This is a genomic window from Promicromonospora sp. Marseille-Q5078 (genome assembly GCF_050315395.1).
Classification (GTDB): Bacteria; Actinomycetota; Actinomycetes; order Actinomycetales; family Cellulomonadaceae; genus Isoptericola.
Genome location: NZ_JBNPQG010000001.1, coordinates 249,660 through 267,615 on the forward strand (window position 1 = coordinate 249,660; position 17,956 = coordinate 267,615).

General features: G+C 73.8%; 15 protein-coding genes. 7 read left to right on the top strand and 8 right to left on the bottom strand.

The genetic code is table 11. The annotated features are described in order from the left end of the window. Positions 1–204: 204 nt before the first annotated feature. Positions 205–1,701: an APC family permease gene (locus ACQFYA_RS01125; RefSeq protein WP_499120710.1), complete on the top strand. Its 1,497-nt coding sequence runs from the start codon at positions 205–207 to the stop codon at positions 1,699–1,701. Positions 1,702–1,869: 168 nt separating this feature from the next. Here ACQFYA_RS01125 and ACQFYA_RS01130 read toward each other — a convergent pair whose 3' ends face one another. From ACQFYA_RS01130 to ACQFYA_RS01145, 4 genes are all read right to left on the bottom strand, one after another. Beyond that, on the bottom strand, positions 1,870–3,234 hold the full coding sequence (locus ACQFYA_RS01130; protein WP_499120712.1) for an HNH endonuclease signature motif containing protein: 1,365 nt from the start codon (positions 3,232–3,234) through the stop codon (positions 1,870–1,872). A gap of 75 nt (positions 3,235–3,309) precedes the next feature. Then, the gene (locus ACQFYA_RS01135) at positions 3,310–3,834 is read right to left on the bottom strand and encodes an O-acetyl-ADP-ribose deacetylase (RefSeq protein ID WP_499120713.1); all 525 of its coding nucleotides are present in this window, start codon (positions 3,832–3,834) and stop codon (positions 3,310–3,312) included. A gap of 26 nt (positions 3,835–3,860) precedes the next feature. Further along, positions 3,861–4,118 carry a PspC domain-containing protein gene (locus ACQFYA_RS01140; protein WP_499120715.1) on the bottom strand — a complete coding sequence of 86 codons (258 nt, stop codon included), beginning with the start codon at positions 4,116–4,118 and terminating at the stop codon, positions 3,861–3,863. Between the two features lie 84 nt (positions 4,119–4,202). After that, positions 4,203–5,126, bottom strand: a complete 924-nt coding sequence (locus ACQFYA_RS01145) for an aminoglycoside phosphotransferase family protein (RefSeq protein WP_499120717.1) — start codon at positions 5,124–5,126, stop codon at positions 4,203–4,205. A gap of 159 nt (positions 5,127–5,285) precedes the next feature. Between ACQFYA_RS01145 and ACQFYA_RS01150 the strand changes: the two genes are divergently transcribed. From ACQFYA_RS01150 to ACQFYA_RS01170, 5 genes are read left to right on the top strand one after another with little or no spacing between them, the layout of a single operon-like run. Continuing rightward, positions 5,286–5,576 (top strand): hypothetical protein, encoded by a 291-nt coding sequence (locus ACQFYA_RS01150; RefSeq protein ID WP_499120719.1) that lies wholly within the window; start codon positions 5,286–5,288, stop codon positions 5,574–5,576. After that, on the top strand, positions 5,576–6,868 hold the full coding sequence (locus ACQFYA_RS01155; protein ID WP_499120721.1) for a putative T7SS-secreted protein: 1,293 nt from the start codon (positions 5,576–5,578) through the stop codon (positions 6,866–6,868). Before ACQFYA_RS01150 ends, ACQFYA_RS01155 begins: the two co-directional genes overlap by 1 nt. A 5-nt stretch (positions 6,869–6,873) precedes the next feature. Next, the gene (locus tag ACQFYA_RS01160; protein ID WP_499120722.1) at positions 6,874–7,605 is read left to right on the top strand and encodes a hypothetical protein; all 732 of its coding nucleotides are present in this window, start codon (positions 6,874–6,876) and stop codon (positions 7,603–7,605) included. Further along, on the top strand, positions 7,602–8,930 hold the full coding sequence (locus tag ACQFYA_RS01165; RefSeq protein WP_499120724.1) for a hypothetical protein: 1,329 nt from the start codon (positions 7,602–7,604) through the stop codon (positions 8,928–8,930). The genes ACQFYA_RS01160 and ACQFYA_RS01165 overlap by 4 nt, the downstream gene beginning before the upstream one ends. A gap of 32 nt (positions 8,931–8,962) precedes the next feature. Continuing rightward, positions 8,963–9,814, top strand: a complete 852-nt coding sequence (locus ACQFYA_RS01170; RefSeq protein WP_499120726.1) for an endo alpha-1,4 polygalactosaminidase — start codon at positions 8,963–8,965, stop codon at positions 9,812–9,814. Positions 9,815–9,823: 9 nt separating this feature from the next. Here the strand turns inward: ACQFYA_RS01170 and hrpA are convergent, their stop codons facing one another. The 4 genes from hrpA to ACQFYA_RS01190 form a co-directional block, all read right to left on the bottom strand. Further along, the gene (gene hrpA / locus ACQFYA_RS01175; protein WP_499120728.1) at positions 9,824–14,356 is read right to left on the bottom strand and encodes an ATP-dependent RNA helicase HrpA; all 4,533 of its coding nucleotides are present in this window, start codon (positions 14,354–14,356) and stop codon (positions 9,824–9,826) included. A 29-nt stretch (positions 14,357–14,385) separates the two neighbouring features. Beyond that, a complete protein-coding gene (locus ACQFYA_RS01180; protein WP_499120731.1) occupies positions 14,386–14,985 on the bottom strand; it encodes a VanZ family protein in 600 nt (199 codons plus the stop codon). 123 nt (positions 14,986–15,108) lie between these two features. Then, on the bottom strand, positions 15,109–16,044 hold the full coding sequence (locus ACQFYA_RS01185) for an aldo/keto reductase (protein WP_499120733.1): 936 nt from the start codon (positions 16,042–16,044) through the stop codon (positions 15,109–15,111). Positions 16,045–16,091: 47 nt separating this feature from the next. After that, positions 16,092–16,952 (bottom strand): aldo/keto reductase, encoded by an 861-nt coding sequence (locus ACQFYA_RS01190; protein WP_499120735.1) that lies wholly within the window; start codon positions 16,950–16,952, stop codon positions 16,092–16,094. A gap of 96 nt (positions 16,953–17,048) precedes the next feature. Between ACQFYA_RS01190 and ACQFYA_RS01195 the strand changes: the two genes are divergently transcribed. Further along, a complete protein-coding gene (locus tag ACQFYA_RS01195) occupies positions 17,049–17,945 on the top strand; it encodes a LysR family transcriptional regulator (RefSeq protein WP_499120736.1) in 897 nt (298 codons plus the stop codon). Positions 17,946–17,956 lie beyond the last annotated feature (11 nt).

Consider the following 17,956-nt stretch of genomic DNA (forward strand, 5'->3'; position numbering starts at 1 on the left):
ACCTGCTCCTCGTCAGTCCGGTTGCCCCCTGCACCCGCACCGTGCGAGACCTTGTCGCGAGGCACACTCTGCCGTGCCTGCCCGCGCGTCGCCCATGCAGGTCAGGCCTTCGCGCGGTTCCATGGGGTGGTGGCCGGGCGGCCCGCGCGACGAGGCGAGGGGCGGCCGCGAGGACGACCGGGTGCGAGGATCCAGGAGGTCGCGATGAGCCAGACGATCGACCAGGCCGGTGCGGGAGGGGCGGGCGACGCCGTCCCCGACCACGGCCTCAAGCGGGTGATGGGGCGCAAGCTCCTGCTGCTCTTCATCGTCGGGGACATCCTCGGCACCGGCGTCTACGCCCTCACCGGGCAGGTGGCGGGAGAGGTCGGCGGCGCCGCGTGGGCGCCGTTCCTCATCGCGTTCGTGGTGGCGACGCTCACCGCGTTCTCGTACCTGGAGCTGGTCACCAAGTACCCGCAGGCCGCTGGGGCCGCGCTCTACACGCACAAGGCGTTCGGCATCCACTTCGTCACGTTCATCATCGCGTTCATGGTGATGAGCTCCGGCATCACCTCGGCGTCGACGGCGTCCAACGCGTTCGCCGGGTTCCTCAGCGACGGGTTCGGGCTCGGCCTCGAGGAGGGGGGCGTCGGGCGGATCGCGATCGCGCTCGGCTTCATGACACTCGTGGCGCTGGTGAACTTCCGCGGCGTCGGCGAGAGCGTCAAGGCGAACGTGGTGCTGACCCTGGTCGAGCTCTCCGGCCTGCTCATGGTGATCTTCGTCGGCATGTGGGGGATGACGCAGGGCCGCGCCGACTTCTCCCGCGTGGTCGTGTTCGAGAGCGCCGACGACAAGAGCGTGTTCCTCGCGGTCACCGCCGCCACCACGCTGGCGTTCTTCGCGATGGTCGGCTTCGAGGACTCCGTGAACATGGCGGAGGAGTGCCGGGACCCGGTGAAGGACTTCCCGCGCACGATGCTCACGGGGCTGTCGATCACCGGTCTGATCTACGTGCTGGTCGCGATCACCGCGGTGGCGCTGGTGCCGGTGGGCGACCTCGTCGACGACTCGAAGGGCTCGGCCCTCACGCAGGTCGTGGCGGCCGGTGCGCCGGGGCTGCCGTTCGACACGATCTTCCCGTTCATCGGCATGTTCGCCGTCGCGAACTCGGCCCTGATCAACATGCTGATGGCGTCGCGGCTGCTGTACGGGCTGGCGAACCAGGGGGTGCTGCCGCGGGCGTTCGGCAAGGTCCACCGCACCCGCCGCACGCCGTGGGTGTCGATCATCGTGACCACCCTGATCTCGTTCGGGCTCATCGTCTACGTGGTGCGCGCGAGCGGCACCGAGTCGGGCGCCAACGCCGTCAGCCTGCTGGGCGGCACGACGTCGCTGCTGCTCCTGATCGTCTTCGCGGTGGTGAACGTGGCCCTGCTCGTGCTGCGTCGCAAGCCCGTGCAGCACCAGCACTTCCGCACCAAGGCCTGGGTCGCCCTGCTCGGCGCGATCACCTGCGCCTACCTCGCCGGTCCGTGGGCGCGCAGCGCCGAGCAGCAGGAGCAGTACGTCATCGCGGGAGGCCTCATCGCCCTCGGTGTGGTGCTGTCCTTCGCCACGTGGCTCTACAACCGCGCGGTGCGGCACCAGCAGATCCACTTCGAGGAGGTCGGCGACCTCGACGAGGACAAGCCTGGCGCGGGGTACCCGAAGCGCTGACGGGGTCTCGGCGCGCCGGGCGGGGACGTCAGCTCGTTGACGAAGATGCCGACCTCGACACCCAGGCGGCCGCGGTAGGTCGCTTGGACATGGACGTAGCTCTCCTCGGGGCCCACAGGCAGATCCTGGCAGGCAGCCGGCTCTGGTGCGCAGGGAATTTCCGCGGCCTCAGCCGTCGTCGGGCGCGTCGTCCGGCGGCTCGAGGTGGCGCACCGGGTGATCGGGAAGCGGAGGGCCTGGTGGGTCGTGGTGGGTCCGGCCGGTCGGTGAGGTCCAGGTCAGGGTGCCGTCAGGCCCGGGCGCGCTGCGCCACGACGTCTGGTGCTTCAGCACGTGGTGGTGCCGGCAGAGATGCGCGAGGTTGTCCGCGACCGTGCGGCCGCCGTCAGCCCAGGCGACGACGTGGTCGACGTCGCAGCGGGCGGCGGAGCGGGTGCAGCCCGGGAAGCGGCAGACGCTGTCGCGCTCCTGCAGGAAGCCACGCAGCGCGGCGGGGACGGTGTACGTGCCGGGGTCGGTGGTGAGCACGCGGCCGTCCGCAGGGTCGACCAGCAGCCGGCGCAGCGACGGCGCGGCGGCCGCGAGCGACGACGCCGTCGCCGCGTCCACAGGAACGTGGCCGTCGAGCTCCGCCGCGAGGTCGGAGCTTCCCAGCAGCGACAGCACCGGCACAGTCACACGCACCGTGGGGGTGATGCGCCGCGCGATCTGCGCGAGGACCGGGGCGGAGCGGGCTGCCGTGGGAACGTCGTCGGCGAGGAGCAGGTCGGCGAGGGAGTCCGCGCGGAGCTGCGCGAGCGTCCGGCCGTCCCCGGCCTCCTTGGCGTGCGCCCCCGTGCGGCTGAGGCGGTCGTACGCGGCGTGGGCGAGCGGCGCGGGCAGGTGGGCGGTGAGCCAGGCCATGCCGTCGGTGCCGGGGTCGAGGTAGACGGCCCGCGACTCGGTGGCCCGACGGTGCCGCTCGACGAACGGCTCGGGGTGGACGAGGTCGCGCGCACGGCGCAGGTGCCGGCGGAGCTGGGGAACCGTGCACGTCGCGGCGCGCGGCAGCACGGCCGCCTCGACCTGGTCGCGTGCCTCGGGGGTGGGGAGCTCGGCCAGGGTGTCGGCGACGGCGGTCGCGTGCGCCAGCGAGACGCGGCCGCGGCACAGCGCGTCGAGGGTGGCTCGCCCGTTCTCGTCGTGGGTGACCGCCAGGTCGCCGTCGCCCGCCAGCGTGCGGGCCGTGTCGAGGAGGTGGGAAGCCGCCTGCTCGGTCAGGCGCAGCGCCGTCGCGAGGTCGGCGGTGAAGGCCCGGCGGGCGAGGTCGTGACGACGCTCGGCACCTGCCCGACTGAGCGTGACGTCGTCGTCGGAGAGCAGCGCCGACTCCGCGCGCGCGGCCGCCCGGCGGGCCTGCTCGACGGCGACCAGCTTGCGGCCCTCGAGCTCGTCGATCTGCCGTTGGATCGCCACGACGTCGTCGATCGCGGCCGACGCGTGCGCGAGCGACGACCCGGTGGCGGGTCGCTCGAGTGCGGCAGTATCGAACACATGTTCGACCCTAGCGGTCCCCGTGCACCCCGACAAGGATGTGGACAACGGCCTGTGGACAACCGCCGTCGCAGGTCAGACGGCGGCGAACGCCTGCTCGAAGGCGGCCAGCACGGGCGCGTTGAAGAGGACGAAGCGCACCTCGTCGACGGCGCCCGGGTTCAGCTCGTCCCACTCCCGGACCGCGAGGACCGCGGCGCGCGCGACGTCGTCGGGGGCCCAGCCGTAGACGCCGGCGCCCACCGCGGGGAACGCGACCGACCGCGCGCGCACGTCCGCCGCGACGTCGAGCGACCGGGTGAAGCACGACGCGAGCAGCGCCGGGTCGGTCTCGCCCGCGTGCCGGTTCGGGCCGACCGTGTGGATCACCCACGACGCGGGCAGGTCGAAGCCGGGCGTCGCGACGGCGTCGCCCACGGGCAGGCCGTCGGGGAGGGTGGTGCGGCGCAGCTCGCGGCACGCCTCGAGCAGGCGCGGGCCCGCGGCCGCGTGGATGGCGCCGTCGACGCCGCCGCCGCCCAGCAGCGACGAGTTCGCGGCGTTGACGGTCGCGTCGACGGCGACGGCGGTGATGTCGCCCTGCTCCATGGAGACGTGCACGGGTGCTCCCGGGGGTCGGAGGGTCGTCAGGCGGCGCGGAGCGCCTTCTCCTCGTCGGGCATGAGGATCCACAGCACGACGTAGGCGAGCACCTGCGGACCGGGGATCAGGATCGACGCCACAGAGAGGACGCGGACGAGGCCGCGGCTCCAGCCGAGGTAGTCCGCGAGGCCGGCGCACACGCCGCCGAGCACGCGGCCGTGCTTCGGGCGGAAGAGCTTGCGCCGGGGGGCGGGCTCGGACATCTGGTACGGGCTCTGGGGGTAGGGGGTCGTGGTGCTCATGCCTCGACGGTACGAGCGGCCTCGTGGGCCCGGTATCGGGTGGTCCCCCCGTTCGACCCTGAGGAACCCCGAGCCCGGTGCGGGTCAGAGGTCCGCGACCGCCGCCGCCACCCGCCGCTGCGACGCCCGCGCGAACTCCGGCCAGCGGTCCCAGTAGTACGGGAGGGCGATGACGCCCTCGACCAGCGTCCACCCCCGCCCGCGCTCCCACGCGCCGTCGTCCAGGCCGCCGCCCGGGGCGGCGCCGGCGGCCTCGCGGAACGCCGCCCGGTCCGGGCCGGAGAAGAGCCACCAGGCGGGGGGCAGGTCGGCCGCCGGGTCGCCCACGCCGAGCGCGCCCCAGTCGATGACGGCCGTGAGGCGGCCGTCGTCGACGAGCAGGTTGCCGGGCAAGAGGTCGCCGTGCAGCCAGGTGCCGGGCACCGGGTCGGCGGCGGCCTCCAGCGCCCGGTCCCACGCCTTGAGGACGGCGGGCCCGTCGACCCGGTCGCCCGACTCGGCGGTTGCGCGCCGCACGGCGTCGTCCAGGCGTGCCAGCGGCACCCCGCGCCCGGTGCCGTCCTTGACCGGCCCGCCCGTCGGGTCGACGGCGCGCAGCGCGGCGACGAATGCGCCGAGGTCGGTCGCGGCGGCCCGCAGGTCGAGGTTCGGGGCGGCGCCGGGCTCGAGCGGGTCGGCCGTCGCGGCGCCCGGCACCCACGGCACCACCGACCAGTGGAACGGGTAGGCGTCGTCCGGCTCTCCCACCGCCAGCGGCGCCGGGACCGTCAGGGGAAGGTGCGGGGCGAGGTGCGGCAGCCAGCGGGCGTCGGCCAGGGCGTGCACGCCGGCCCAGCCGACCTTCGGCATCCGCGCCACGAGGTCGTCGCCCAGGCGGAACAGCAGGTGGTCGGTGCCGGACTCGCGCACCGGCGTCACCGGCAGGTCCGCCCACCGTGGGTGCTGCGCCGCGACCAGGCGGCGGACGTCGTCGGCGGTGACAGGGACCTCGTCGTCGTGCAGGCGCATGGCTCCGACCGTACGGAGCGCGCCTCGGTGCGGCCAGGGATTTGTGTCGCCGCCTGCGCCGGGAGAGGGCAGAACTCCCCATGGACCGGGCTCTTCCCCGGGCTTGGTATGTGAAAACCTTGTGCGGACCGCCACCGACGCCCGGGGAAGAGGCCGCTGATGTCCGGCGACATCGTCATGAACGACGCGTTCCTGTCCCAGGTCGAGAGCGACCTGGGACAGATGAAGGAACGGCTGTACGAGCCTCTGGACGCGATCCGGAGCGCCGACGCGTCGGCCGTCGGCGAGCCCGAGCTGGTGGAGAAGGTGTCCCACTTCCGGGACAGGTGGGACCACAGCATCGACGAGATGTGCGAGGCGACGGGCAACGCCAAGGAGCAGCTGCAGAAGATCCGTGACGGCTTCGCCCAGATCGACGCCGACCTCGCCGCGGCGCTCGGGGGCGAGTGATGGTCCACTACGAGCACATCGGGTACGACCCGGCGCCGGGCGACCACGCCGTCACGGGCTCGCTCGCCACCGGGCTCACCGGCGGGCAGGAGACGCTCGAGCGCGTGAAGTTCCTGCTCGGCAGCGTCGACGAGGGCGAGTGGGCGGGCGAGGTCGCCATCGCCTTCCGCAGCATGCTGCACGACGGCTTCGAACCGAAGGTCGTGGAGGCCGAGAAGGCCTTCCGCAAGGCCGCGATCGCACTCGAGACGTGGGCGGACCACCTCGAGGACTACCGCGGGCGGGCGGACACGCTGAACCGCGAGCTCGGCGAGGCCAAGGCCGCGCTGAGCTCGGCGGAGTCGACCCTCTACTCGATGCCCGAGGGCCACCGGCCCGAGGACGACGCGCCGCAGCACGAGTGGGACGACTACCAGGACGACGAGCGGGCCCGGGGCACCGCGCAGGGCGCCGTCGACGACGCCCGGGGCGTCGTCGACGGGGTGTGGTCGCGGATCACGACCCTGGTCGAGGAGTACGGCGCGGCGTCGCGGGCGCTCCTCGCGGACTTCGACACCGCCGCGGCGATGGCGCCTGACGACCCGTCCTGGTTCGACCAGGCGGTCGACTGGGTCGGCGACCGTTTCGAGGACCTCGGCGACGCGTTCGCCGACCTCGGCGACATGATCCTCGAGTGGGCGGCCGAGAACGCCGGCCTGCTCGACCTGATCTCCGACATCATGGGGGTCGTCAGCCTCGTCGCCGGCATCATCTCCCTGCTGCCGATCCCGGGCGCGCAGGTCTTCGCGCTGGTGAGCGTCGCGGCCTCCGGCGTCGGCACGCTCGCCGCGTACCTGAGCGCGGCCGGGCAGGCGGGGTCGTTCGCGGGCGGATTCACGCCCGGCGTCATCGTGGGGATGATCGGCACGGCGCTCGGCGCGGGCGGCCTCACGGCCACGTTCAAGGCGGTGTCGGCCTCGGCGACGGCCGCGGGGCGCGCCGCGCCGACGTTCGCCCAGTTCATGAACCCGGCGTCCAGCGTCGGCCGTGCGGCGACCGGCGCCTTCCCCGGGTTCTTCACGATGGCGGCTCGAGGCGGGAGCATCGACTCGGCCGCGGAGCTGGCCTGGCGCTCGGCCGACATCATGTTCGACCAGGGGATCTTCCTCGTCACCGAGCCGATCAACTGGTTCAGCGACTTCGGGCACCTCAAGGGCGACGACTACAACGGCATCCTGCCCGACTGGGGCGCCACTGCAGGCGAGACCGACGGCGAGGGCGCACTGCTGCGCACCCAGCTCGAGAACAGGTGAGCGCGATGGCGGACATGGCGGACATGGCGGACACGAAAGACATGACCGAGACGGACACCGTCGACGTCGACAACCCGACCCGGTGGAAGCTCAACATCCGGGTGCCCTCGGACTGGGTCGAGCTCGCCGGCACACAGACCGCGGACGAGGCGCTCGCCGTCATCCGCGGCGCGCTGGATGCGGTCGACGTCGAGCTGCCCGCCCAGGACGCGGGCCTCCTGCTCGCAGGTCTGCGCGCCTGGCGCGAGGTGTGGGGCAGCCAGTCGGTGCTGCTCCACGGCCTCGTCTACCAGGGCAAGGAGTACCGCGGACCGACGGCGATCGACGAGGAGATCTTCGTCAACGTCGTGGGCTCCGTGCGGCAGCTCGACGCGTTCGACGGGCCGCTGTCCCTGCTCGAGGTCGTGCGGCGCGTGGTCGCGGCCAGGACGGGCCTCGACCTCTCCGCCGCCTACACCGAGTCGTTCGAGACCGGCATCGGGCCCGCCCTCGGTCTGACCGTGACGTACCCGGTGGACGTGCGCGACCCCGCTGCACCGCAGGACACGACGGGAAGGTCGCGCGAGATCGGCCTGGCCGTCGTCGTCACCGCGCCGCAGGACGGTGGGCCCGGCCTGGTGCTCGTCGGCTGGTCGAGCGAGCCGCACCACGTGCAGGCGGTCGGCATGCTGCTCGCCGCGATGGCCGGGCCTGCGAAGATCGTCCCCGTGAACGCTCAGGGCGAGGAGATCGGGTGACGGCGACCCAGCCGGACGCTCCCGCGACGGCACGAAAGCGCCGTGGTCGGGTGGCGCTGCCGCCGTCCCCGCACGAGGTGCCGCTGCCCGCGACCTTCGGCGAGTGGTACGACCTCGCCGCCGCGAACCTCGGCGTCGCCCAGCGGCGCGACGGCGGCGGGCGGCGCATGCTCGCGGGGCTGCTCCTGGTGCTGGGCTGCCTGGCCGGGGCCGCCCTGGCCACCCGGCCCGTCCTGGTGCTCCTGGGGCGCGGGGCCGACGGTGAGCGGGCTGACGTGGCCTCGCTCGTCGTCGGCGCCGTCATCCTGCTGGTGACGCTCGCCTGGTGGTTCCGGTACCGGCGCGACTGGGGGCGCGCCCGGCGGCTGCGGCAGGCCTGGGCCCTCGCGCTGCGACGGCCGGAGGTGCTGGCGCTGCCGGCGCGACCGCGCCCGGCCTCCGGCGTCGACGCCGGGCAGGTCGATGCCGGGCAGGTCGACGCCGAGCGAATGCACGACTTCCGGGCGCGCGAGCACGGGCTCGAGGGGTACCCCGGGGTCAAGCCCGTGGACGGGGCGACCGGCCTCCTCGACGCGCTGCGCGCGATCCTCTATCCGATCGTCACCGCCGTCGGGCTGCTGCTCGTGACCGTCGGGCTGGACCAGGAGCCGCTGAGCGACGGGGCCACCGCCCTGGCGCCCGGCGTGGTGGTGCTCGTCGTCGGGCTCACCGCGTCGGTCCGGGCCTGGTGGCGCCTGGCGGACGGCTGGGCCGTGGTCGGCCTGGAGAACGACGACCGCGCCCGGTGGACCGGGTGGCGCGTGCTGCACGGTCTGCAGGAGCCGGCGGCGCAGCGTCCCTGGTGGCGGCGGCTCAACCTCGTCTTCCTCCCCGTCGCGGCCGGTGGCCTGGTCGTCGTGCTCGCGCGGCTGACGTCCGGTCCCACGACGGGCGTCGACGGGGTGTCGATCGGGGTTGCGATCGTCGTCGTGCCGATCCTCGTCGTCTACGCCGGCTTCGGTGTGCGGGTGCTGGCCGGCCGGGCGCGCGCCCGCGGCACGGGCGTCGCCGTCCGGGTGCTGCGCGACGACGTGCCGCCGCAGGGGCCGGTCGTCGTCCCCCCAGGCCCGGCCGTGCTCGCCCCCGGCGAGGCGCCCGAGTTGCGGCCGGCCGGCGGGCCCGCGGTCGCGCTCGGCGGGGGTGCGCTGATCAGCGGCGCTCCGCACGCGCTCGCGACCCGCAGGCACTGGCTGGTGCTGGCCGACGGGTCGCAGGTGTCGCTGGTGTGCGCGGACGTCCGCCGAGTGCGCGGAGTGGCTGCGAGCATGGGGCTCCGGGTTCTCTAGGGGGGGCGGACGTGCGACGAACGACGGTCCCTGTGCTTCTGGTGCTAGCGGTCGCGGGGTGTGCATCTGCGCCCGCGGCGTCCGCCCCGGACCCGGCGGCGTCGAGCCCCGCGCAGGTCGCCCTGCCGCCCACGAGCGGCGTGCTCGACTACCAGCTCGGCGGCGCGTACGACGAGGTGGACGCCGGCGACGGCGCCGGGTCGGCCGATCTGGTGCCGATCGACGTCGTCGCGCGCGACTCCACGGCCGACCCGCTGCCCGGCGCGTACAACCTCTGCTACGTCAACGGCTTCCAGACCCAGCCCGGTGAGGACGACCTGTGGGCGGGCCGCGAGGACCTGCTGCTGCACGACGCGGACGGCGGGCTCGTCGTCGACCCCGACTGGCCGGACGAGCACGTGCTCGAACCGTCCACCGAGGAGCAGCGCGACGGCATCCTCGAGGTGCTCGGCCCGGTGGTGACCGGCTGCGCGGACGCCGGCTTCGACGCCGTGGAGATCGACAACCTGGACACGTGGACCCGGTTCGACGAGATCGACGAGGCCGGCGCGCACGCCCTCGCCCGGGCGTACGTGGACCTGGCGCACGGCGCCGGGCTGGCGATCGCGCAGAAGAACGCGGCCGAGATCACGCAGACCGCGAAGGACGCCCTCGGCTTCGACCTCGCCGTCACCGAGGAGTGCGCGGCCTGGTCCGAGTGCGCCGCCTACACCGACGTCTACGGCGACCAGGTGCTGCAGATCGAGTACCCCGACGCCCTCGACGAGGCGGGGACGACCTTCGACGACGTGTGCGCGCTCGACGACCGCGCGCCGCTCACCGTCCTGCGCGACCGGGACCTCGTCGCCGCCGGCGAGGACGGGTACGTCTACGACGCCTGCTGATCGCCCCCGTCACCAGCCGCCGGGGCTGAGGATCTTGCGGATGCGCTTCTCGCTGACGGCCCCGTCGGTGCCGAGCTGCTGCGCGAACAGGGAGACGCGCAGCTCCTCGATCAGCCAGCGCACGTCGTCGAGCTCGGCGGCGCGGGCCGGGTCGGTGGGCCCGGCGGCGTAGGCGGCGCGGGCCTTGTCGTAGGCCTCGGTGACGTCGTGCACGCGCCAGGCCAGCTCGGCGTCGCGCGCGGGGTTGGTCTGGGCCTTCTCCAGCCGGTACGACGCCGCGCGCAGGTAGCGCACCAGGTACGGCACGCGCCGGGGCGGCGTGGCGGAGACGAAGCCGTCGTGGACCAGGCCGGCCACGTGGTCGCGGACGTCCTGCAGCGTGTTGAGCAGCGCCAGGGACGACGACGAGCGCACCTCGCCCTCGACGGTCCGCCACGCGGTCAGCGCGGCGATGACGTGCCCGACGACCCGGTGCACCTCGTCCTCCAGGTGCCGGCGCACGAACGTCCTCGCCTCCGCGTACGACTCGGCGTCGCGGATCTCGCCCGCCACCGGCCCGCCCGTCGGCGTGCCGGGCGCCTTCCCGGCGTCCGGGCTGGTCAGCGCCGTCACGGCGGCGAGCTGCAGGTCGGCGACGAGGGCGTCGGTGTTCCGGTACGGCGCGGCCGCGAGCGTCAGCGACTGCGACGACGTCCAGCGCGACGTCACGCGCCCCGTCTGCAGCGCCGTCTCCGTCAGTAGCAGCCGCCGCACCCCGTGCGCGTGCCGGGCGTCGCGCGCGGCGGCGTCGGCCAGCACGCGCAGCGCCACGGCGGGCTTCCGCTTCGCGTCCTCCTCCTCGACCAGCGCCGGGTAGCCGCGCACCACCACCCCGCCGCCCAGGTCGGTGGACACGGCATCCGGCAGCCGGCCCTCGGGCAGGCCGTCCGGCCACCCCGTCAGGCCGGTCTGCTCGGCCACTGCTCCGCTGGTTGATGCTCCGCTGGTTGAGCCTGTCGAAACCCGGTTCTCGTCAGCCTCGACCGACGTGGTCCCGACGGGCGCGACCGGCGATGTGGTGTCGACAGGCTCCACCGACGACGCCCGTGCCTCCTCGAGGGCCCGGCCGACGGCGCCCTTCACGGCGGCGCGGACGGCGGCCTCGGACTGCGCGGCGAGCCGCTTCTGCAGCGCGAGCAGGTCCTTGGACTCGTCGAGCGGGGTCGGGGCGGCGGACTGCTTGCGCTTGCGGCCCTTGCTCGTGCGCCTCGTGGTCCCGACAGGCTCGTCCGACGGACCGCCCTCGACGCGGAACGTCATGCGCAGGTGGCCGGGCAGCCGCTCGACGCGCTCGGCGTCCCACACGTCGTCGGGGATGTCGACGTCGCGCAGGGCCCGCACGGCGCGCGTGAACTCCACGTGGAAGGGGGAGGCCATGTCGCCGGCGCGGGTCATGTCGTCCCACGACGGCGTGTGCTCGCGCAGCCAGCCGGCGACGGCGTGCCCGACGTCGGGCGCGGGCACGAGCTGCACGCGCACGGCCTTGGGCAGGGAGCGGATCGTCGCGACGCACAGCTCGTCGAGCAGGCCGGGCACCATCCAGTCGAAGCCCTCGGGTGCCACGCGGTTGAGGATCGACAGCGGCACGTGCACGGTGACGCCGTCGGCGTCGCTCCCCGGCTGGAACTGGTACGTCAGCGGCAGCGTCACCTCGCCCTGCGTCCACGTCTCCGGGAACTCGGACGTGTCGACGGCGGACGCGTCCACGAGCTGGTCGAGCGTGAAGGTGAGCAGGTCCGGCGTCTCCCGCTGCGCCTGCTTCCACCAGGTGTCGAAGTGCCGGGCGCTGACGACGGAGTCGGGCACGCGCTCGTCGTAGAAGGCGAAGAGGTCGTCCTCGGAGGCGACGAGGCCGCGCTGCCGGGAGCGGGCCTCGAGCTCTTCCGCCTCGGCGAGCAGGCGCCGGTTCTCGGCGAAGAACCGGTGGTGCGTCGTCCACTGCCCCTCGACGAGCGCGTGCCGCACGAACATCTCGCGGGCGGCCTCGGGGTCCACCTTCGCGTACAGCACGGGGCGGTCGGCGACGATCGGCACGCCGTAGAGCAGCACCTTCTCGGTGGCCATCGCCGCGCCCTGCTTGGTGGACCAGTGCGGGTCGGAGTACGTGCGCTTCGCGAGCGACCCGGCGAGCTCCTCCGCCCACTCGGGCTGGATGCGGGCGACGTCGCGCGCCCACAGGCGGGACGTCTCGACGAGCTCGCCCGCCATGATCCACTCCGGGGGCTTCTTGCTCAGCGGCGAGCCGGGGAAGATCGCGAACCGGGCGCCGCGCGCGCCGACGTACTCGTTGCGGGCGCGCTTGGCGGCCTGCCGCAGCGCGCGGGCGCGCGCCTCGCCGCGCAGGTGCGCCACCGACGACGCCTTGATCTCGCCGGTGTCCTGCATGCCGATCTGGCTGAGCAGCCCGGCCAGCAGCGCGCGGTGGATCGTGTCGTCGTCCCAGGTGAGGCGGTGGTCGGTCTCGGTGGTTGAGCTTGTCGAAACCTCGACAGGCTCAACCAGCGACCCCCCGGCGGTCGAGCTTGTCGAGACCCGCGGCCTGAACGACATGTCGATGCCGAGCGGCTTGGCCATCTCGCGCAGCTGCGCGACGACGTCCTGCCACTCGCGGATGCGCAGGAAGTTGAGGTGCTCGGCCTTGCACAGGCGCCGGAACGCGGACGAGCCCATCTCGTGCTGCTGACCGCGCACGTACTCCCACAGGTTGAGGTACGTGAGGAAGTCCGAGCGCGGGTCGGTGAACCGGGCGTGCAGCTGGTCGGCCTGCGCGCGGGTCTCGGCGGGGCGCTCGCGCGGGTCCTGGATGGACAGCACGGCGGCGACGATCGCGACCTCGCGCGCCACGCCGCGCTTGGCGCCCTCGATGATCATGCGCGCCAGGCGCGGGTCCATCGGCAGCTGGGCGAGCGTGCGGCCGACGTCGGTGAGCCGGGTCGCGCCGTCGCGCGTCTCCAGCGCGCCGAGCTCGGTGAGCAGCTGCACGCCGTCGCGCACGGCCCGCGTGTCCGGCGGCTCGACGAACGGGAAGCGCGCCACGTCGTCGGGGGTGGTCACGACGCCGACCGAGATCATCTGCAGCAGCACGGAGGCGAGCGACGTGCGCAGGATCTCGGGCTCGGTGAACTCGGGCCGCCCCTCGAAGTCGTCCTGCGAGTAGAGGCGGATCGCGACGCCGTCGGCCACGCGGCCGGAACGACCCGACCGCTGGTTGGCCGACGCCTGGCTGATCGGCTCGATCGGCAGCCGCTGCACCTTGGTCGCCTTGGAGTAGCGCGAGATGCGCGCGGTGCCCGGGTCGACGACGTAGTGGATGCCCGGCACGGTCAGCGACGTCTCGGCGACGTTGGTCGACAGCACGATGCGCCGGCCCGGGTGCGACTGGAAGACGCGGTGCTGCTCCGCCGCCGACAGCCGCGAGTACAGGGGCAGGATCTCGACGTGGTCCGGGCGCTTGGCGTCGCGGACGCGCTCCTTGAGGTGGCCCTCGAGCGCGTCGGCGGCGTCGTGGATCTCCCGCTCGCCGGAGAGGAAGACGAGGATGTCGCCGGAGCCTTCGCGCATCAGCTCGTCGCACGCCTCGACGATGCCCGTGACCAGGTCCTTCTCCTCCTTCTTGCCGGTGGTTGAGCTTGTCGAAACCCGGGACTTGGTTTCGACAGGCTCAACCGGCGATACCAACGGGCGCCAGCGGATCTCGACCGGATAGGTGCGGCCGGTGACCTCGACGACGGGCGCGTGGTCGGGCAGCACGTCCACGACGGCCTCGGGCGCCCCTCCGACCTCGGCGAGGTGCGACGGCGAGAAGTGCGCCGCGAACCGCTCCGAGTCGATGGTCGCGGAGGTGATGACGACCTTGAGGTCGGGGCGGCGGGGCAGCAGCCGCGACAGGTAGCCGAGCAGGAAGTCGATGTTGAGCGACCGCTCGTGGGCCTCGTCGATGACGATCGTGTCGTAGGCGAGCAGGTCCGGGTCCCGCTGGATCTGGGCCAGCAGGATGCCGTCGGTCATGACCTTGACGAGCGTCTCGGAGGACGACGTGTCGGTGAACCGCACCTGGTAGCCGACGACGCCGCCCAGCTCGGTGCCGAGCTCCTCCGCCACGCGCTCGGCGACGCTGCGGGCCGCGATGCGGCGGGGCTGCGTGTGCCCGATCTGGCCCTTCCGGCCGCGCCCGAGCTCGAGCAGGATCTTCGGCAGCTGCGTCGTCTTGCCGGAGCCCGTCTCGCCCGCGACGACGACGACCTGGTGGTCGCGGATTGCGGCGGCGATGTCCTCGCGGCGCGCCGAGACCGGCAGCTGCTCGGGGTAGTGGATCGGCGGCACCTCGACGGCGGCCCGCAGCGCGGCGGCCCGCTCGAGCTGCTCGCGGCTGACGCGGCGCGGGCCGTGCTGACGGGCGCCGTTCCCGCGCCCGTTCCCCCGGCCGCGGCCCTTGCGGCGGGGACGACGCGCACCGCCGTCGTCCGACGACGACTGCGGTGCGGGGCTGGGCTCGGTGCTCACGACGTCCCATTCTCTCAAGCGCCGCAAGCTCATTGGTCCCCGGGCCCGGGATGCCGGGATCCGACGACCGTCACGTCGCCCGGCGGCGGGCCGACGAGGCGCACGGGGGAGGCGACGAAGGCCGTGGCCGCGAGCAGGGCGAGCACCGTCCCGGCGGTGCAGACCCCGGCCATGACCACACCGGTCCGCGCGCGGAGCCCGCGGCGCGCCAGGGCGAGCAGGCCGACCCCGGCCAGGCCCCCAGCGGTGTTGACGACGACGTCGGTGACGTCGGTGCTCCCGACGGCCAGGACGTACTGGGCGACCTCCAGGACCAGGCTCGCGCCGGCGAGCGTGAGGGCGTGCCGCCACCACGGCCACGACGGCGCGAGGAGGCCCAGGTACAGGCCGAAGGGCACGAAGATCAGGAGGTTCTCGGCGAGCTCGACCGGGTTGCTGGCCCCCGCCGTGGCGCTGGACGCGAACGGGACGAGCTTGACGACGCGGCGCTCCGCCTCGCCGACCCAGGGGACCTCGAGCTTCCACAGCACGACCCAGGTGACCAGGGCGAGGTAGAGCAGGAACAGGACGACCAGGACGGTCCTCGTCGGGTTCCGGGTGGTGGCGGGCCGTGCGTCGCGGGAGGGCATGGCGCCATCCCACCCGGTGCGGTGTTGCCGGAGCGTATGCAGACGCCCCGGGATCGCGGCGCCTGGCCGACGCGCTCGGCGCGCTCGCCGACGAGGGCTGAGCGCGCCGAGCGTCGGGCGGCGTCAGGGCACGCGGTGGCCCGCGGCGCGGAACAGCTCGTACCACTCGGCGCGGGTGAGCGGGACGTCCGAGCCCTGCGCGGCGCCCGCGACGCGCTCCGGCGTCGTCGTGCCCAGCACCACCTGCATCCCGGCGGGGTGCCGCGTGATCCAGGCGACGGCGATCGCGATGGGCGGCACGCCGTACCTCGCCGCGAGGCGGTCGATCACGGCGTTGAGCTCGGGGTACTCCTCGGAGCCCAGGAACACCCCGGTGAAGAACCCGGCCTGGAACGGCGACCAGGCCTGCACGGTGATGTCGTGCAGGCGGCAGTAGTCCAGGATCCCGCCGCCGTCGAGGGTGAGCGACTGGTCCTCGCCCACCATGTTCGCCGCCACGCCCTGCGCCACGATCGGCGCGTGCGTGATCGAGAGCTGCAGCTGGTTCGCGACGATCGGCTGCCGCACCGAGCGCTTGAGCAGCTCGATCTGGCCGGGGGTGTGGTTGGAGACGCCGAAGGCCCGGACCTTGCCGGACGACTCCAGCTCGTCGAACGCCCGGGCCACCTCGTCCGGCTCCACGAGCGCGTCCGGGCGGTGCAGCAGGAGCACGTCGAGGTAGTCGGTGCCGAGCGCGCGCAGCGAGCCCTCGACCGACTCGACCAGGTGCTCGTACGAGAAGTCGAAGTACGGCCCCTCGCGCACGATGCCGGCCTTGGACTGGATGGTGAGCTGCTCGCGCTCGGACGGCGTGAGCTGCATGGCCTCGGCGAAGCGGCGCTCGCAGCCGTGCAGGTCCTCGCCGTAGACGTCGGCGTGGTCGACGAAGTCGATGCCGGCGTCGCGGCCGGTGCGGACCAGCTCGCGGACGGCGTCGTCGTCCATCTGCTGAATGCGCATGAGGCCGAGCACGACGTTCGGGACCTGGCGGCCGGTGGGGCCCAGGGGGACTGTTCTCATGGATCCTCCTCGATCGGGGGAGAGGTGGGGTCGGTGGTGCGGCGGGCTCAGGAGCCCGACAGCTCGGCGAGCTCGTCCGCGGTGAGGACGAGCTCGACGGCGCGCGCGGAGTCCTCGATGCTCGCCGGCCGCGACGCCCCCGGGATGGGGACGACGACGGGCGCGAGCGCGAGCTCCCACGCCAGGGTGACCTGCTGGGGGCTCACGCCGCGGGCCTCGGCGACCCGGCCGAAGGCGGCGTGCGCGGTGCCGACCTCGCCCGCCTTGCGGATCCCGCCGAGCGGCGACCACGGCAGGAACGCGATCCCGTGCGCCGCGCAGTGCTCCAGCTCGGCGAGGCTGGACCGGAACGCGGGCGAGAACTGGTTCTGCACGGACGCGAGCCGGCCGCCCAGCACCTCGTTCGCCTCGTCGATCTGCGCGACGCTCGCGTTCGAGATCCCGGCCTGGACGATGACGCCCTCGTCGAGCAGCTCGACGAGCGCGCCGATCGACTCGGCGTAGGGCACCCGGGGGTCGGGGCGGTGGAACTGGTACAGCCCGATCGCGTCGACGCCGAGGCGCTGCGCGGACTCCTTGGCGGCCTGCTTGAGGTGCTCGGGGCGGCCGTCCTGGGTCCACGAGCCGTCGCCGGGGCGCAGGTGGCCGCCCTTGGTGGCGACCAGGACGCCGGACGCGTCGCCGCCCCAGGAGCGCAGCGCGCGGGCGATCAGCTCCTCGTTGTGGCCGACCTCGTCGGCGTGGAGGTGATAGGCGTCGGCGGTGTCGACGAGCGTCACCCCGGCGTCGAGCGCCGCGTGGACGGTGGCGATCGAGCGCGCCTCGTCGGGGCGGCCCTCGATGGACATCGGCATCCCGCCGAGCCCGATCGCGCTGACAGACTGGATTCCGATCGTGCGAGCTTCCACGGTTCTCCTTGTGTCGTCGGTGCCTCCGACGATAGGAAGGCATGGTTGATGAGTCCAACAACTTGAACTCATGGGTTCCAGCACTGGGAGTGATCAATGGAGCTGCGACAGATGGAGTACCTCGTCGCGGTGGCCGACGAGGGCCACTTCACGCGGGCGGCGGCGCTGTGCGGGGTCACCCAGTCGGGGCTGTCGGCGGCGATCCGCAACCTCGAGCGCGAGCTCGGCACCTCGCTGTTCCTGCGCACCACGCGGCAGGTCGCCCTCACGGACGCGGGGCGCGCCCTGCTGCCGTTCGCGCGGCGGATGCTCGCCCAGGCGTCGGCGGGCCGGGACGCGGTGGTCCGCGCCAGCCAGCAGCTCTCGGGGCGGCTCCGGCTGGGCTCCGAGCAGTGCCTCGGGGTGGTCGACGTCGGGCCGCTGCTCGAGCGGTTCCGGCTGCGCTACCCGCTCGTGGACGTGCAGTTCACCCAGGCGGGTTCGCGCGAGCTCACCGCGCAGGTGCGCGGCGGCGACCTCGACGTCGCGTTCGTCGCCACCACCGAGCACCTCGGCTCGCTGCGGTGCCTCGAGCTGGGCCGGCGGCCGGTCGTGGTGCTCACGCACGCGACGGACCCCCTCGCCGCGGCGTCCGCGGTGACCTGGGAGGACCTGGCCGACCGGGACTTCGTCGACTTCCGCGAGCCGTGGGCCGTGCGGCAGCTCGCCGACGCCGCGTTCGCCGAGCGGCGCCTCGAGCGCCGGGTGCGGATGAGCGTGGACGACGTCCACACGCTGCTCGACTTCGTCCAGCGCGGCCTGGGCATCGCCATCGTGCCGCAGCACGTCGCGGCCAAGCCGCAGGCCGCCGGCCTGGCCGTGCTGGAGCTCCCCGCGGGCGGGACGCCGGAGTGGGTGGTGGGCGCCGTCTCGTCACCCGCGGCGGAGCCGACCGCCGTCCGGCTGCTCGAGCTGGTCGCCGAGGCGAACCTGGCCGTGGCCCAGCAGGCCTGATCCGTCGGAAC

Excerpts from the sequence above, each read along its gene's own strand:
- ACQFYA_RS01140 (WP_499120715.1), bottom strand. The coding sequence starts at position 4,118 with ATGAGCACCACGACCCCCTACCCCCAGAGCCCGTACCAGATGTCCGAG.
- ACQFYA_RS01145 (WP_499120717.1), bottom strand. The coding sequence starts at position 5,126 with ATGCGCCTGCACGACGACGAGGTCCCTGTCACCGCCGACGACGTCCGC.
- ACQFYA_RS01160 (WP_499120722.1), top strand. The coding sequence starts at position 6,874 with ATGGCGGACATGGCGGACATGGCGGACACGAAAGACATGACCGAGACG.
- ACQFYA_RS01125 (WP_499120710.1), top strand. The coding sequence starts at position 205 with ATGAGCCAGACGATCGACCAGGCCGGTGCGGGAGGGGCGGGCGACGCC.
- ACQFYA_RS01180 (WP_499120731.1), bottom strand. The coding sequence starts at position 14,985 with ATGCCCTCCCGCGACGCACGGCCCGCCACCACCCGGAACCCGACGAGG.
- ACQFYA_RS01195 (WP_499120736.1), top strand. The coding sequence starts at position 17,049 with ATGGAGCTGCGACAGATGGAGTACCTCGTCGCGGTGGCCGACGAGGGC.
- ACQFYA_RS01185 (WP_499120733.1), bottom strand. The coding sequence starts at position 16,044 with ATGAGAACAGTCCCCCTGGGCCCCACCGGCCGCCAGGTCCCGAACGTC.
- ACQFYA_RS01150 (WP_499120719.1), top strand. The coding sequence starts at position 5,286 with ATGTCCGGCGACATCGTCATGAACGACGCGTTCCTGTCCCAGGTCGAG.
- ACQFYA_RS01155 (WP_499120721.1), top strand. The coding sequence starts at position 5,576 with ATGGTCCACTACGAGCACATCGGGTACGACCCGGCGCCGGGCGACCAC.